The 15,470-nt window shown below is 63.6% G+C and carries 13 protein-coding genes; 5 read left to right on the forward strand and 8 right to left on the reverse strand.

Annotation, left to right across the window (positions count from 1 at the left end):
* Window positions 1-53 precede the first annotated feature (53 nt).
* The 8 genes from phoB to GGR30_RS14755 form a co-directional block, all read right to left on the reverse strand.
* Complete coding sequence (gene phoB / locus GGR30_RS14720) at window positions 54-737, reverse strand: phosphate regulon transcriptional regulator PhoB (RefSeq protein ID WP_138750287.1); 684 nt, start codon at window positions 735-737, stop codon at window positions 54-56.
* A 32-nt stretch (window positions 738-769) separates the two neighbouring features.
* The gene (gene phoU / locus GGR30_RS14725) at window positions 770-1,483 is read right to left on the reverse strand and encodes a phosphate signaling complex protein PhoU (protein ID WP_138750288.1); all 714 of its coding nucleotides are present in this window, start codon (window positions 1,481-1,483) and stop codon (window positions 770-772) included.
* Window positions 1,484-1,523: 40 nt separating this feature from the next.
* Window positions 1,524-2,291, reverse strand: coding sequence for a phosphate ABC transporter ATP-binding protein PstB (gene pstB / locus GGR30_RS14730; protein ID WP_183487613.1), 768 nt, complete (start codon window positions 2,289-2,291; stop codon window positions 1,524-1,526).
* A 35-nt stretch (window positions 2,292-2,326) separates the two neighbouring features.
* Window positions 2,327-3,655 (reverse strand): phosphate ABC transporter permease PstA, encoded by a 1,329-nt coding sequence (gene pstA, locus GGR30_RS14735; RefSeq protein WP_183487615.1) that lies wholly within the window; start codon window positions 3,653-3,655, stop codon window positions 2,327-2,329.
* Complete coding sequence (pstC, locus tag GGR30_RS14740; protein WP_183487617.1) at window positions 3,652-5,142, reverse strand: phosphate ABC transporter permease subunit PstC; 1,491 nt, start codon at window positions 5,140-5,142, stop codon at window positions 3,652-3,654. Before pstC ends, pstA begins: the two co-directional genes overlap by 4 nt.
* A gap of 74 nt (window positions 5,143-5,216) precedes the next feature.
* Window positions 5,217-6,245 carry a substrate-binding domain-containing protein gene (locus GGR30_RS14745; RefSeq protein WP_183487619.1) on the reverse strand — a complete coding sequence of 343 codons (1,029 nt, stop codon included), beginning with the start codon at window positions 6,243-6,245 and terminating at the stop codon, window positions 5,217-5,219.
* Window positions 6,246-6,405: 160 nt separating this feature from the next.
* Complete coding sequence (gene phoR, locus GGR30_RS14750) at window positions 6,406-7,656, reverse strand: phosphate regulon sensor histidine kinase PhoR (protein WP_343066509.1); 1,251 nt, start codon at window positions 7,654-7,656, stop codon at window positions 6,406-6,408.
* Window positions 7,657-7,732: 76 nt separating this feature from the next.
* A complete protein-coding gene (locus GGR30_RS14755) occupies window positions 7,733-9,007 on the reverse strand; it encodes a hypothetical protein (RefSeq protein WP_183487623.1) in 1,275 nt (424 codons plus the stop codon).
* Between the two features lie 224 nt (window positions 9,008-9,231).
* Between GGR30_RS14755 and GGR30_RS14760 the strand changes: the two genes are divergently transcribed.
* The 5 genes from GGR30_RS14760 to xylA all read left to right on the forward strand — a co-directional run bounded on the left by GGR30_RS14760 (window position 9,232) and on the right by xylA (window position 15,466).
* Complete coding sequence (locus tag GGR30_RS14760; protein ID WP_183487625.1) at window positions 9,232-9,993, forward strand: DeoR/GlpR family DNA-binding transcription regulator; 762 nt, start codon at window positions 9,232-9,234, stop codon at window positions 9,991-9,993.
* Window positions 9,994-10,173: 180 nt separating this feature from the next.
* Window positions 10,174-11,340, forward strand: a complete 1,167-nt coding sequence (locus GGR30_RS14765; RefSeq protein ID WP_246413904.1) for an extracellular solute-binding protein — start codon at window positions 10,174-10,176, stop codon at window positions 11,338-11,340.
* Window positions 11,341-11,559: 219 nt separating this feature from the next.
* The gene (locus GGR30_RS14770) at window positions 11,560-12,588 is read left to right on the forward strand and encodes a LacI family DNA-binding transcriptional regulator (RefSeq protein ID WP_183487629.1); all 1,029 of its coding nucleotides are present in this window, start codon (window positions 11,560-11,562) and stop codon (window positions 12,586-12,588) included.
* A 33-nt stretch (window positions 12,589-12,621) separates the two neighbouring features.
* Window positions 12,622-14,079, forward strand: coding sequence for a xylulokinase (gene xylB, locus GGR30_RS14775; RefSeq protein ID WP_183487631.1), 1,458 nt, complete (start codon window positions 12,622-12,624; stop codon window positions 14,077-14,079).
* A 76-nt stretch (window positions 14,080-14,155) separates the two neighbouring features.
* Window positions 14,156-15,466 carry a xylose isomerase gene (gene xylA, locus GGR30_RS14780; protein WP_183487633.1) on the forward strand — a complete coding sequence of 437 codons (1,311 nt, stop codon included), beginning with the start codon at window positions 14,156-14,158 and terminating at the stop codon, window positions 15,464-15,466.
* Window positions 15,467-15,470 lie beyond the last annotated feature (4 nt).

Consider the following 15,470-nt stretch of genomic DNA (forward strand, 5'->3'; position numbering starts at 1 on the left):
AATGACGGATATTAAATCGTTTAGAAAATCTTGTCGCCGCTTCGTGGACGCAGCTAGACTTCCATCGAATATCCTGCGCCGCGCACGGTGCGAATGACATCCGGCATCTGCGAAAAGTTGAGCGCCTTCCTGAGGCGGCCGACATGGACGTCGACGGTGCGCTCGTCCACATAGATGTCATGCCCCCAGACCCCGTCGAGCAGTTGCGCGCGCGAAAACACTCGGCCGGGCGAGGTCATCAGGAACTCCAGAAGCCTGAACTCGGTCGGGCCGAGGCGGACTTCGCGCGTCTTTCGATGCACCCGATGGGTCTCGCGATCAAGTTCGATATCGCCGCATTTCAGCACGCTGGAAAGCACTTCCGGGCGGGCGCGCCGCAGGATGGCCTTGACCCGCGCCATCAGTTCCGGCGTGGAGAACGGCTTGACGACATAGTCATCGGCGCCGATCGCGAGACCCCGCACCCGCTCGCTCTCCTCGCCCCGCGCCGTCAGCATGATGATCGGCAGGCGTTCGGTCTCGGGCCGCATCCTCAGGCGACGGCAAAGCTCGATGCCGGAAACGCCCGGCAGCATCCAATCGAGCAGAAGCAGGTCGGGCACCCGCTCCTGAAGCCGGATCTCGGCCTCGTCGCCCCGCATGATGGTTTCGACCTCATAGCCTTCCGCTTCGAGATTGTAACGCAGCAGAACGCTGAGCGCTTCCTCGTCTTCAACAACTGCGATTTTCGGAACCATAGGACGTATGTCTCCCTTGTCTCAAAAGGCCTTTAAAGATCATCGGAACCGACGGCCGGGGAATTGTCGTCCTTCGGACGCTCTCCCTGCGGCTGCGAGCCGGTGGCGATGTAGTAGATCATTTCTGCGATATTGGTGGCGTGGTCGCCGATGCGCTCGATATTCTTGGCGCAGAACAGAAGATGGGTGCACGAGGTGATGTTGCGCGGGTCCTCCATCATGTAGGTCAGGAGCTCGCGAAACAGCGAGGTGTAGATCGCGTCGATCTCGTCGTCGCGCTCGCGGATCGAGCTTGCCTTGTCGGCCTGGCGTGACGTGTAGGCGTCCAGCACTTCCTTCAATTGCAGGAGCGCCAGTTCCGACAGGTGCTCGATCCCGTGGGCAAGCTTGCGCGGCACCCCGGAGCCCTGCACCGAGATCACCCGCTTGGCAGTGTTCTTGGCCATGTCGCCGACACGCTCGAGATCGGATGCGATGCGGATCGCGCCCATGATTTCGCGCAGGTCGGCTGCCACCGGCTGACGGCGGGCGATGATGACGACGGCTTTCTCGCCGATTTCGCGCTCCGCCTCGTCAAGCACGAGGTCGTCCTTGATCACCTTTTCGGCAAGCTCGGTATCGGTGTTGACGAGTGCCGAGACCGACTCGCTCACCATCTCCTCGGCCAGGCCGCCCATTTCGGAAATGCGGCGCTGGAGATATTTGAGTTCGTCATCGAATGCCGTCAGAATGTGCGAGGGAGCCATGTCTGTTCCTTCCTTGGCGTGAGCGTGCGGCAACCGCCCCTCAGCCGAAACGTCCCATGATGTAGTCCTGGGTGCGCTGGTCCGCGGGATTGGTGAAAATCGTGTCGGTGCTGTTCTCCTCGACCATATGACCGAGATGGAACATGGCCGTCCGTTCGGAAACGCGCGCGGCCTGCTGCATGGAATGGGTCACCATCACGATGGTGTAGTTTTCTTTCAACTCGGAGATCAGTTCCTCGACGCGGGCGGTCGCGATCGGATCGAGCGCCGAGCAGGGCTCATCCATGAGGATCACCTCCGGATTGACGGCAATGGCGCGGGCGATGCAAAGCCGCTGCTGCTGGCCGCCGGAAAGGCTGGTGCCCGGCTCGTGAAGCCGGTCCTTCACCTCGTTGAACAGGCCCGCCTTGATCAGGCTGGTCTCGACGATCTGGTCGAATTCGCCGCGATGGCGGGCAAGCCCGTGGATGCGCGGCCCGTAGGCGACATTCTCGTAGATCGACTTCGGGAAGGGATTGGGGTTCTGGAACACCATGCCGACGCGCGCCCTGAGTTCCACCACATCGATCCCCGAGGCGTAGATGTCCTCCCCGTCGAGCGTGATCGTGCCGGTGACGCGGCAATTGTCGATCGTGTCGTTCATGCGGTTGAGCGTGCGCAGGAAGGTCGACTTGCCGCAGCCCGACGGGCCGATCAGCGCGGTGACCGCGTTTTCGCGGATATTCAGGCTGACATCGAACAGCGCGCGCTTCTGTCCGTAGTAGACGGATACCGCCAGGCCGGCCATCTTGTAGGTCGTGTTGCTCATTGTCTGTTTCCAAGTCTTTTCGCGTTCGCCATGGCCTATCTGCGTCGCTCGAAACGGCGCCTCAGGATGACGGCCGTGATGTTCATGAGGATGAGGAACGCCAGAAGCACGATGATGGCGGCGGAGGTGCGTTCGACGAAGGCCCGCTCAGCCTCTCCCGCCCACATGTAGATCTGAACGGGGAGCGCCGTTGCCGGATCGAGCGGGCTTGCCGGATAGTCCGCGACGAAGGCGACCATGCCGATCAGGAGCAGCGGCGCGGTTTCGCCGAGCGCCTGGGCAAGGCCGATGATGGTTCCCGTCAGGATGCCGGGCATGGCCTGCGGCAGGACGTGGTGGAACACCGCCTGCATTTTCGAGGCCCCGACGCCGAGTGCGGCCGAACGGATGGAGGACGGCACGGCCTGCAGCGCCGCGCGGGTGGCGATGATGATCGTCGGCAGCGTCATCAGCGTCAGCACCAGCCCGCCGACGAGCGAGGCGGAGCGCGGCAGGCCCAGAAGCCCGATGAACACGGCAAGCCCCAGGAGGCCGAAGATGATCGAGGGGACGGCCGCCAGATTGTTGATATTGATCTCGATGATATCCGTGAACCGGTTCTTCGGCGCGAATTCCTCCAGGTAGATCGCCGAGGCGACGCCGATCGGCAAGGCGAGAAGCAGAACCACGCCCATCATGTAGAGCGTGCCGACAAAGGCAACGCCGATGCCGGCCGATTCCGGGCGGCTCGATGCGCCGTGGGTGAAGAAGCCGGTGTTGAAGGACTTCTGCATGAGGCCGAGCGCCTCAAGCCTTTCCATCCATTCAAGCTGACGATCGGAAACGCGGCGGCTCGTCTCGGGCACGGAAAGGTCGATCTGGCCCTTGTTGGCCGAGTCGATGTCGGCCGACGCCAGAAGCCGCACATTGACCGTTTCGCCAATCACCGATGGATCCTTCAACACGACGTCGCGTAGTTCCACCCGGCTCGAGCGGGAGATCATCCGCATCGCCTCGCGCAGTTCCGGACCATTATCCGGGCTGATTTCCAGCGTTTCGGCGAGCGCCGCCTCGACCAGTTCGGGATAGTCAGCCGTCAGCAGCAGGCGGGGGTCGTCTTCCCGCGCGCCCTCGGGATCGATGACGGCGGCATCGAAGGTGATGGGCAGGGTGATGGTCGTCTGCTCGAAGGCGGTATAGCCCTTGCCGACAACGGAAAACAGAAGGGCCGCGAGGAAGAAGATCCCGGCCGAGATCGCGAACATGCCGTAAAGGCGGAAGCGGCGTTCGGCCGCATGGCGGCGCCTCAACCCCTTGCGCCGGGTTTCCGCCAGTTGCCGACGGCTCTCCTCCCGCTCGGTCGCGGTGCTGAATGTCTCGGTCATTCATACTGCTCCCGGTATTTGCGCACGATGTAGAGCGCGTAGACATTGAGGCAGAGCGTGATCACGAAGAGCGTCAGGCCGAGCGCAAAGGCGACCAGCGTCTGCGGCGTGTCGAATTGCAGGTCGCCCGTCAGCTGGTTGACGATCTTGACCGTGACGGTCGTCATCGGCTCCAGCGGGTTGAGCTGCAACTGCGCGGCAACGCCTGCGGCAAGCACCACGATCATCGTCTCGCCGATCGCGCGCGAAGCCGTCAGCAGCAGCGCCCCGACGACGCCGGGCAAGGCTGCCGGCAGGACCACGCGCTTGATCGTTTCCGAGCGCGTGGCGCCGAGCGCGAGCGAGCCCTTGCGCAGGCTGTCCGGCACCTGGCTGATGATATCATCCGACAGCGAGGAGACGAAGGGGATGAGCATGATGCCCATGACCACGCCGGCGGTCAGCACCGACTGCGCCTCGATGAAATTGCGGTAGCTGCCGGTGAAAAGCCCGTTCAGTTCCGCCGAGATGTCGCGCAGCAGCGGGCCGACGGTCACGAGCGCGAAAAAGCCGTAGACGATGGTGGGAATGCCCGCCAGCACCTCCAGCAGGGGTTTGGTGAGCGAACGCACGCGCTGGCCTGCATATTCCGACATGTAGATCGCCGCATAAAGCCCGACCGGCACGGCAACCGCCATGGCCACGAGGGAGATGTAGAGCGTGCCGGCCAGCAGCGGGATCAAGCCGAACTGTCCGGCCGAACCGGCGTCGCCGGCCGCGGCAAAGCGCGGATCCCAGACCGTGCCGAAAAAGAAGTCGGCCGGCGGCACGGCGGAGAAGAAACGAAGCGTTTCCGTCAGCATCGACAACACGATGCCGACCGTCGTCAGGATCGCGATGGTGGAGGCGAGCAGCAGGGCGGCAAGCACCGTCTGCTCGACGCGCCTACGCGCTGCGAAAGCAGGCCGAACCGCGCGATAGGCGAGCCCCAGCGAAATCAGCGCGAGCGCGAGGACCGCCGCCGCCATCGCCGCGTTCGACCGCGCCGAAAGCGCATTCAGCCTTTCGGCAGACGCAAGGACGAAGGGACGCGGCGAGGCGGCAAGCGGAATGCCGCGCTCGGCCAGCACGGCGCGCAGCGCGCCGGCATCCTCATCGACCCGCGCGCGCGCCTCCTCCGGCAATTGCCTGAGGCCGTAGGCAACCGAGGTGACGGAATTATAGACCAGGTTCTGCGCCGCCGCCGGCTGTTCCTCCACGCTTTCGGGGAAGCCGGCGCGGATTTCGGCGCCGATGATCAGCGGGCTCGCCACCATCCAGGCCGCCATCAGCAGCAGCGCCGGCGCCACGGCGGCGATCGCGGCGAAGCTCGCGTGATGGGCGGGCCGTGAATTGAGGCGCGCCAGGCTTCCACCGGCGAGCGCATAGGCCTTCGCCCGCGCCGAGAAATAACCGGCAACGCCAAGCGCGATCACAAGCGCCAATATGATCAAAAAGACATGCGTCATATCGATCCAGACCGTCCGGGCAGTTCCGGACACTTGATTGCGGTCGCCTCAGGCTTTCGGGCGGCGACCTTCATTTATTGCAGCGCGGCCTCGAAGGCCGCCAGCATCTCGGCGCGCTGCAGTTCAGACGCCGGGACGAGGCCATATTCGGCAAGCGGGCCGTAGGGCCCTGCCATGCCGTCCGACAGGAAGAATTCGACATAGTCCTTCAGACCCGGGATCGCTCCGACATGGGCCATCTTGACGTAGAAGAACAGCGGCCGCGACACCGGATATTCGCCGGTCCCCACCGTTTCGGCGGTCGGCGTCACGCCGGAAATCGTCGCGACATTCAGCTTGTCGGCATTGTTGTCGTAAAAGGACAGGCCGAACACGCCGAGGCTGGTCCGGTCGGAGACCACGCGCGCCAGCGTCTCGGTATAGTCGCCGTCAATGCCCGGCGCCCTGCCATCCTTGCGCACGGCGATGCAGCGGTTCATGCCCTGCTTCGCGCCGAAGCTATCCTCGAGAAAGGCAAGCGCGCCCGCCTGCTCGCAGCCGACGGCCAGAACCTTCTCCTCGAACACCTCCCGCGTGCCGTGCTTTTCACCGGGAATATAGGCCTTGATCTCGGTATCGGGCAGCGCCGGATCAATCTCCGACCAGCGCGTATAGGGGTTTTCCACGAGCGCGCCGTCGATCACGAGTTCGGCGGCGAGAGCGCGGTAGAGATCGAGCGGCGTCAGGTCCATGGCGGGCATGGAGGCATCGGTGGCAAACACGATCCCGTCATAGCCGAAGGCGATTTCGGCAATCCCGGTCACGCCGTTCTTCGCGCAGGCCTCGATCTCGCCCGGGCGGATCGGCCGCGATGCGTTGGTGATATCGATGGTGCGCGGACCGACGCCCCGGCAGAATTCCTTCAGGCCGGCCGAAGAGCCTCCCGATTCCACGATCGGCGTCTTGAAGTCGGGAAAGATCTCGCCGAAGGTCTCGGCGACGATCTTGGCGTAGGGCAGAACGGTCGACGAACCGGCAATCTGGATCTGATCTCGCGCTTGCGCCTGGCCGCAGGCTAGAAACGCGGCGAAAACCGCGGCGGCCGGCATTACGAATAGCTTCATGACGCATCCCTTGCGGGTTACATGTTTGCACCGTCTCGAGCGATGCCTGGTCCGCTACCGTCGCGAACCGCCGGAACCGGACAGCCCGGTTTTATGTCATTTTTGATTCAGTTTTATGACAGTTCAGTCTATTGTTTTCATGACATTTTTTTGAACGCCGTCAGAAGCGAACGGTGAAGGTCGTGCCCTTTCCGACTGCGGATTTCACCACCATTCGCGCGCGGTGGCGGGTAAGGATGTGCTTCACGATCGCAAGCCCCAGCCCTGTGCCCTTCTTCGAGCGACTGTCGGCGACCGAGACCCGGTAGAACCGCTCCGTCAGGCGCGGAACATGTTCGGCGGGAATGCCGGGGCCGTAGTCGACGACCGAGACTTCGCCCGCGCCGTCTTCCAGCGCCTTGAGATAGACGTCGACCCTGCCGCCCTCGGCGCCATATTTGCAGGCGTTTTCGATCAGGTTCTCGAAAACCTCCACCAATTCGTCATTGTCACCGTTCACGATGACCGGCTCGTCCGGAAGAAACAGGTTGATGGCCACGTCCAGATCTTCAGCAAGCGGCAGCAGGCTGTCGCGCACATGCTCAAGCAGCGCATTCAGCCTGACCTTCTGGTCCGGCGAGAGGTGAGCCTTCGCTTCCAGACGGGACAGCGACATCAGGTCATCGACAAGCCGACTCATGCGGGTCGCCTGGTCGAGCATGATCGGCAGGAAGCGCTCCTGCGCCTTGGCGTCATTTTTCGCCGGCCCCTGCAACGTTTCGATATAGCCGCGTAGCGAGGCAAGCGGCGTCCTCAGTTCATGGCTGGCATTGGCGACGAAGTCTGAGCGCATGCGGTCGATCCGCCGCGCCTCGGAGATATCGCGCAGGACCAGCATGTAGACCGGCTTCTCGCCATCGGCGCCGGCGACAGGCGCGACCCTGACGAGATAGACGCGCTCGGACGGCAGGCGCTCGGAATATTCGATCTGGTTGGTCCGGGCATTGGCAAGCGTGTCGCGGATGATGTCGAGAACGCCCGGCGCGCGCATGCGGGCGGAGATGTGCGAGCCGAGCGGGAAGCTTCCGAATGTACCGCCTGCCGAGCGGTTCTGGAACAGAACGGTTCCATCGGCGGCAAGAAGATAGATGGCGAGATCGATCTCGTCGAGAAACCGGGGCAGCTCGCCGAAATCGATCCGTCCCTCGCCGGGCTCCGACACTTCGTCCGGCGTTTCCGCTTCGCCGCCGGCGGGCGCGGCGCCGATCAGGGCCGCAATCGAAACGGCAAGCCAGCCGACAACGACGGCAACAGGCGGGGCGAGGCCGAAAAAGACGGCTGAAACGGCGGTGACGGCGGCAACCAGAAGAACAAGCCGCGCGGCCAGCGCGCGAGCCGCAATCTCCCTAACCGTCTCGTCCAGCCTTTTCACCTGATTCCCTCGAAATCTCTGCAAGAAGCGTTGCATATACGTCTTTTGTGACAGGAATATTCAACGCCGCAACGCTTCAGTCGGCAGCGCGGGCCCTGATGGCGAAGATGTCGAGCGGAACGCCGCCGCCAGCGAGGTCGCTTGAGATCATCAGCCGCGTCGGAAGAACACCGCCCCCGCTCGGATCAAGCCGGACCACCAGGCTTTCACGATGCGCGCTCGGGGTGAAGCGATGGCGCTGGCAGCCTTCGACCGTGCCGTCGGCGCAGTAGATGCCGACCTGCTGTCCGCCGCCATCGGGCGCCAACACGCTGAATTCGACCAGAACCGGTCCTTCTTCCAGCATGCCCCGCACAGCCGTCGGCAGGGCGACGGTGACCGCGCCGGCATCGCCGGCAGCGCGCGAGGCAATCTCGACGGCGGCAGCGCCTTCGACCGTAGCATTGGAAATGACCGCGGCGGAGCCAGCCGCAAGACCGTTTGCCGCTCCTGGCTGGAGAACCGTCGTCCAGCCCGAAGCACCCTCGAAATCCTCCGCCTCGATCAGCGGGGCGGGATTGGGCACGGCGGTGTCGAGCGCATTCGGGTTGAGCGCGAAATTCGACGTGACGATCCACCAGCCACCGAAAAGAACAAAGGCGAGCAGGACAACGGCGATCAGCATTCGCGCGAAACCACCGCGTTTGCGCGGGGGCCGTTGCGTGGCTTCAGCCCGACGGCCTTTCTGCTTCTTCGGGCGCTTCCTGGCCGGAGCCTTCAAGGTCTTGCCGGCCGGCCGGCGTTCGTCGCCGGCGACAGCGATATCGTCGATGGCGGAAAACTGTTCGGCATCGAGATGCCCGCTGTCTTTCCGATCTTCCGGCGAAACCGCGAAATCAGCCGCGGTAAAATCGGCCTCCCGCCTTGGTTCCGGGGCGATAACCGGACTCTCGGGATAGTCGAAATGCGCCTCCGGCTCAGCCCTCATGTCGAGATCGCCGATGTCGGGCTCCGCCGGATGTTCGGGTTCGAAAGACGGCGCATCGGGCCTTTCCGGTTGGTAGGCGGAGGGTTCGACCGGACTTTCCGGCGCCCGACCGACGGCAAAGGGGTCGTCGAAGACGGCCGGCCGTGGCTGGCGCGCCGCGCGCGCCTTGCGGGCGGCCTCGGCCTCCTCGCGCTCGATTGCGGTGATGATTTCGTCGAGCCGGCGGCGCTGACGCGCGATCGCCTTGGAATCCGTGATGCCCTGTTTGGCAAGCCCGCCTTCCAGCGCCTGCCGCGCGGACTGGTAGATCCGCGCCCGCTGGTTGGCATCCTCCCTGTCGGTGCTCTCCAGCGCTTTTCTGATGGCTTGTTCCAGTCCGCTCACAATATCATCCCGTCACGTTTCATGAGGCACTCAAGACGCTATTGACAGTGTTTGGCCCCTCTGATCAAGGCAAAATACTGAATGCCGCCTGCGGACGCGCGCTCGCGCGGCGACCGGGTATCAACGCGGAAAGGCTTCCAGGCGTTGCAAAAATACGCGAAAAATGTCTCCCTTGCATGCAAAGTGCCGCATCAAGAACCGCGCGGACAAAGCCTGAGGAAGACATGTCGCAAACTTTCCGCCTCGATGACCTGATGCAGATGGCCCGCGAGGAGGGCCGTATCGTGGCCGAGGACGCCGCAAGGCGCATGGGCGTCACGGTTCAGACCATCAGACGGGACCTTCTGAAACTCTCCGAGTCGGGCAAGCTCACCCGCGTCCATGGCGGCGCGGTTCTGGCGTCGGGCACCACCAATATCGGTTATGCCGACCGGCGGGAGCTCAACACAGACGAAAAGGCGGCAATCGCCGCCGCCTGCGTTGCCGAAATTCCTGACAACGCGGCGATCTTCATGAATATCGGCACCACGACGGAGGCTGTCGCCCGCGCGCTCATCGGCCATCGCGGCATCCTGGTGGTCACCAACAACATCAATGTCGCCAACACGCTGGTCGCAAATCCCGACTGCGAAATCGTTGTGGCCGGCGGGCAGTTGCGGCGCACCGATGGGGGGCTTGTCGGCACGCTCGCCAACAGCATTGTCGAGCAGTTCAAATTCGATCTGGCAATCATCGGCTGTTCGGCGATGGACGCGGACGGCGATCTCCTCGACTTCGACATGATGGAGGTCGGCGTCAGCCAGACCGCCATCCGGCGCGCGCGCAAGACCTTCCTGGTCGCAGACCACACAAAGTTCGCCCGCTCCGCCCCCGCCCGGATCGCCTCGCTTGCCGACATCGACGCCTTCTTTACCGACCGGCCGCTCGATGCCGAACTGACGTCGCGCTGCAAGGCCTGGAACACCCGGGTCGTTGTCGCCGGCTGACGCTACGCATTGCCTCGATAAAGCCTGCCTGAAGGCGGATAAGGGAACAAACCCGCTTTGCCCGCTTTGTTTACACGAACGGCCTTGCCGGGATTTGGAATGCATGCCTTCGAAAAATGCAGAGCCGCCGCGCCGTCTTGCTTGAAGACCGGACGCAGCCACGATTGCGGAGCGAACGAATTGACCACGACACTGAAAGGCCTGACCTGGAGCCACCCCCGCGGTTTTGCGCCGATGGAGGCCGCTGCGCGGCAATGGCTTGATGAGACCGGCGTCTGCATCGAATGGGACAAGGGCCATCTTCAGGGTAATCTCCCGGAACTGGTCAATGGGCCCCTCGCCGCGCTGACCAGCGATTACGACCTGCTTGTGATAGACCACACCCATCTCGGCCATCTGGTCCGCGACAGAAGCCTGCTCCCACTTCAGATCGAGGGCCGCGAGCGCGAGCGCCGCGAGATTGAAAGCGGCGCCATCGGCAAGACATGGCAGGCCTATCAGTTCAGAGGTCAGCAATGGGCCTTTCCGATCGATGCCTCGGCCGAGGTCATGGCATACCGCCCCGACCGCCTGGCCGAGCCGCCCGCTGAATGGACGGCGCTCTTGACGCTTGCCGAAGAAGGAAGGGTTCTTCTGCCGCTCAGCACGCCGCATGCTCTGATGGTCTTCTTCACGCTGGCAGCCGGGCTCGGCACGCCATGCCGAGCAGAAGATCAGGGCCCGCTGATCGGCGAGGACGAAGGCATTGCCGTCTACGAGCATCTTGCAGAACTGGCGAGCCGCGTGCCGGAAGACAATCTGACGGCAGACCCCGTCGCCGTGCTCGAGGCTCTGGCCGCGGACGATACGCAAGCTGTCTTGGCGCCCTTCATCTCCGGCTTCAGGAACTATGCGACCGAGGGGTTTCGCGCCAACAGACTTGCCTTTACCGATGTTCCCGAACTCAAGAAGGGCGGACCGGCGAGCTCGGCGCTCGGCGGGACCGGCATTGCGGTCTCGGCGGCGTCCGGCCACCCCGACGAAGCGCTCGATTTTTGCCACTGGCTTGCAAGCGGCCCGGTGCAATCATCGCTTTACGCCGAGGCGGGCGGCCAGCCCGCCCATGCCGCCGCCTGGGACAGCGAGAAACTCAACGCCGCTCCCGACGGTTTCTTTCGCGACACGCGCGCCGCCGTGGAACGCGCTTTTCTGCGCCCGCGCCATGAGGGCTATGTCGCCTTCCAGCAGGAAGCATCCGATGTCATCATCGAGGCGTTGCGCACCGATGCGCCGGCGATCGCCGTCATCGGCCGGCTCAACAAACTCTTCGAAAACAGTTTCGCAAGCGGGCCGGCCGCCGTATTGTGAACTGTCTTTGCCGGCAGACCACACATCACGCCGCCCCGCCGCAGCCATTTCAAATGCTGCCCTGCGAAAGCACCCGTTTCACGTTAATTTCATCGAATCGATGATTTTTGATTTACGTACATCATTTCTGGCGCTATAGTCCGTTTCAACGAGGACCGCAAAGGTCTCGGGCGGAACCGTTCGGTTCCGGCGAGGAGCGAAACAAACCAGGCGGACATGATGCGCCCCACCGTACACGACATTGCTGCAGAGGCAGGCGTGAGCCTTGCTACCGTCGATCGCGTGATGAATGCGCGCCCTGGCGTCAGGGAGAAGACCAGGCTCAAGGTGGAGCAGGCAATCGACAAGCTGGGCTATGTGCGCGACGTGGCGGCCGCCAATCTCGCCAAGGGCCGGACCTACCCCTTCACCTTCATTCTGCCCTGCAACGAAAACGCATTCATGGCCGATTTGCGCGATGCAGTCTTGCAGGCCAATGCGCGCGGCCGGGTCGAACGCACCCAGATCTCCATCGTCGATGTGCCCGCATTCGATGCCGAGGCCCTGGCCGAGGCCCTCCTTGCGGCGGGAGAGGGAAATCCGGCCGGCATCGCCGTGGTCGCCATTGAGGCCGACCCCGTGCGCGAGGCGGTGCGCCAGCTTACAGGCCGGGGCATTCCCGTTGTCACCCTCGTCTCCGATCTGGAAGACAGCAATCGAGACCACTATGCCGGCGTCGACAACCCCGCTGCCGGCCGCACCGCAGCGACCCTGCTCGGACGCTTTGTCTCACCGCAAAAGGGCACGATCGGCGTTCTTGCAGGCTCGCTCTCGGTGCGGGACCACCAGAACCGTTTCTCCGGCTTCTGCGAAATCATGGCGGCGCATTTTCCTGAACTGACCATTCTGCCGCCCATGGAAGGCCGCGATGATTCAGCGCTGGCCCGCAAACTGGTATCCGAAGCGGTCGAGGCCCATCCGGACATGATCGGCCTTTACAGTTTGGGCGCCGGTAATCGCGGCCTGATCGCGGCGCTGGAAGAAGCCCGCGCCCGCGGGCGCGAGCTTGTCACCATCGCCCACGAGCTTTCGGATCATTCACGCGAAGCGCTCGAAGCCGGCCTTTTCGACGTCGTCCTCAATCAGGATGCCGGTCATGAGGTCAGAAGCGCGATCCGGGTGTTGAAAGCCAAGGCCGACGGGCTTGAGGTGATCGCCGCCCAGGAGCGCATCCGCATCGACATTTTCATCAAGGACAATCTGCCGTGAACGGGCAGCAACTCACAACACGGGAGGAAAGACATGTATCTCGGGCTTGACCTCGGCACTTCCGGCCTCAAGGCGATGCTGATCGACGAGAACCAGACGGTGATCGCCAGCGCCGACGCGCCGCTCACCGTACAGCGACTTCACCACGGTTGGTCGGAGCAGAACCCGGCCGATTGGATCGCCGCCTGCAAGATCGCCGTCGGCCGCCTGGCCGAGCGCCACCCAGCGGAACTTTCGGCCGTGAAGGGCATCGGCCTTTCCGGCCACATGCATGGCGCGACGCTGGTCGATGCCAAGGGCGAGATCCTGAGGCCCTGCATCCTGTGGAACGATACCCGTTCCTATGTCGAGGCAGCGCAACTTGATGACGATCCGCGCTTCCGCGCGATCACCGGCAATATCGTTTTTCCCGGCTTCACCGCGCCGAAGCTCGTCTGGGTCAAGAAGAACGAGCCGGAGACCTTCGCCAAGGTCGCCAAGGTCCTGCTGCCGAAGGATTATCTCCGCTTCTGGCTGACTGGCGAATATATCTCCGAAATGTCGGATTCGGCCGGAACGTCCTGGCTCGATACGGCAAAGCGCGACTGGTCGGACGAACTGCTTGCGGCCACCGACCTTCGCCGCGAGCAGATGCCGGCCCTCGTCGAGGGTTCGCAGGCCGGCGGCACGCTGAAACAGGCGCTTGCCTCGGAATGGGGCATGACCGGCCCGGTCGTGGTTGCCGGCGGCGCCGGCGACAATGCGGCATCCGCCTGCGGCATGGGCACGGTCGCCGATGGCGCGGCTTTCGTCTCGCTCGGCACGTCCGGCGTCCTTTTTGCTGCCAATGACCGCTACCGACCGAAGCCCGAAAGCGCCGTCCATGCCTTCTGCCACGCCCTGCCTGCCACCTGGCACCAGATGGGCGTGATCCTTTCGGCAACCGATACGCTGAACTGGTATGCGAAGGTGACCGACAAGAGCCCGGCCCAGCTCGCGACCGAGGTCGGCGATACGCTTCAGGCACCGGGCGACGTGACCTTCCTGCCTTATCTTTCGGGCGAGCGCACGCCGCACAATGACGCCGCCATTCGCGGCGCGTTCATCGGTCTTGCCCATGAAAGCGACCGAGCGGCGATGACCCGCTCGGTGATGGAAGGCGTCGCGTTTGCGCTTCGCGACAATCTGGAGGCCTTGCGGTCTGCCGGCACCGAACTTTCCCGCATCACCGCCATCGGCGGCGGATCGCGTTCGCGCTACTGGCTGAAGGCCGTGGCGACCGCGCTCAACCTGCCGATCGACATTCCCGCCGACGGCGATTTCGGCGCGGCCTTCGGCGCTGCCCGTCTCGGCCTACTGGCCGCGACCGGGGCCGACCCGCTTGCCGTCTGCACCCCGCCTGACACGGCGGAAACCGTTGACCCGGAGACGGCGCATACCGCCGCCTTCGAGGAGGCCTATCAGCGTTTCCGGGCGCTGTATCCGGCCATCAAGACCCTCTCCGGAGAATGACGCGAAGCGCGGGCATCCGGCAGGACGGACCCCGCGCCCCCGCGGATAATGACAACCCCAACAGGGAGTATCCAAGATGAGCACCGGCTTTTTCGGCGACATCAGCAAGATCCAGTATGAAGGCCCCGAAAGCGAAAACCCGCTTGCCTTCAAGCATTACAATCCCGACGAAATCGTCATGGGCAAGCCGCTGAAGGAACATCTGCGCTTTGCCATCGCCTACTGGCATTCGCTGGCCTGGGAAGGCGGCGACCCCTTTGGCGGCCGCACCTTCGACCGCCCGTGGTATGACGGCGGCATCGAAAAGGCCAAGCTGAAGGCGGATGTCGGCTTCGAGCTGTTCTCGCTCCTCGGCGCCCCCTTCTATTGCTTCCACGACGTCGATGTCCGCCCGGAAGGCGCGAACTTCGCCGAAAACACCAAGAACCTGAACGAGATCGTCGACTATCTCGGCCAGAAACAGGAAGAAACCGGCGTCAAGCTGCTCTGGGGCACGGCCAACCTGTTCACCAACCGCCGCTTCATGTCGGGTGCTGCCACCAATCCGGACCCGGACGTCTTCGCCTTCTCCGCCGCGACCATCAAGACCTGCATGGACGCCACCAAGAAGCTCGGCGGCCAGAACTATGTCCTGTGGGGCGGCCGCGAAGGCTACGAGACCCTGCTCAACACCGACATGGGCCGCGAGCTCGACCAGATGGCGCGCATGCTGCACATGGTCGTCGAGTACAAGCACAAGATCGGCTTTGAAGGCCAGATTCTGGTCGAGCCAAAGCCGCAGGAACCGACCAAGCACCAGTACGACTATGACGTCGCCACCGTCTACGGCTTCCTGCAGAAGCACGGGCTGGAAAAGGAAGTGAAGGTCAATATCGAACAGGGCCACGCGATCCTGGCAGGCCACACCTTCGAGCATGAACTGGCGCTTGCCCGCGAACTCGGCGTTCTCGGCTCCATCGACATGAACCGCAACGACTACCAGTCCGGCTGGGATACCGACCAGTTCCCGAACAATGTTCCGGAAATGGCGCTGGCCTATTACCAGGTTCTGCTCGCAGGCGGCTTCACCACCGGCGGCACGAACTTCGACGCCAAGCTGCGTCGCCAGTCGATCGATCCGGCCGACCTGCTTTACGGCCATATCGGCGGCATGGACTGCTGCGCCCGCGGCCTGAAGGCTGCCGCCAGGATGGTCGAAGACGGCGCCCTCTCGAAGCCGCTCGACGAACGCTATGCCGGCTGGAACGAACCGACCGCCAAGAAGATGCTCGCCGGCGAAATGACGCTGGAAGACATCGCCGCCATGGTCGAGAAGGACGGCATCAACCCCGAGCCGAAATCCGGCCGCCAGGAATATCTGGAAAACATCGTCAACAAATACGTCTGATCAC

This window comes from Martelella radicis (assembly GCF_014196625.1).
GTDB classification, from domain to species: domain Bacteria; phylum Pseudomonadota; class Alphaproteobacteria; order Rhizobiales; family Rhizobiaceae; genus Martelella; species Martelella radicis.

Bases quoted from the DNA above. Each gene is read 5' to 3' on its own strand.
- phoB (WP_138750287.1), bottom strand. From the start codon at position 737: ATGGTTCCGAAAATCGCAGTTGTTGAAGACGAGGAAGCGCTCAGCGTT.
- phoU (WP_138750288.1), bottom strand. From the start codon at position 1,483: ATGGCTCCCTCGCACATTCTGACGGCATTCGATGACGAACTCAAATAT.
- pstB (WP_183487613.1), bottom strand. From the start codon at position 2,291: ATGAGCAACACGACCTACAAGATGGCCGGCCTGGCGGTATCCGTCTAC.
- pstA (WP_183487615.1), bottom strand. From the start codon at position 3,655: ATGACCGAGACATTCAGCACCGCGACCGAGCGGGAGGAGAGCCGTCGG.
- pstC (WP_183487617.1), bottom strand. From the start codon at position 5,142: ATGACGCATGTCTTTTTGATCATATTGGCGCTTGTGATCGCGCTTGGC.
- GGR30_RS14745 (WP_183487619.1), bottom strand. From the start codon at position 6,245: ATGAAGCTATTCGTAATGCCGGCCGCCGCGGTTTTCGCCGCGTTTCTA.
- GGR30_RS14760 (WP_183487625.1), top strand. From the start codon at position 9,232: ATGTCGCAAACTTTCCGCCTCGATGACCTGATGCAGATGGCCCGCGAG.
- GGR30_RS14770 (WP_183487629.1), top strand. From the start codon at position 11,560: ATGCGCCCCACCGTACACGACATTGCTGCAGAGGCAGGCGTGAGCCTT.
- xylB (WP_183487631.1), top strand. From the start codon at position 12,622: ATGTATCTCGGGCTTGACCTCGGCACTTCCGGCCTCAAGGCGATGCTG.
- xylA (WP_183487633.1), top strand. From the start codon at position 14,156: ATGAGCACCGGCTTTTTCGGCGACATCAGCAAGATCCAGTATGAAGGC.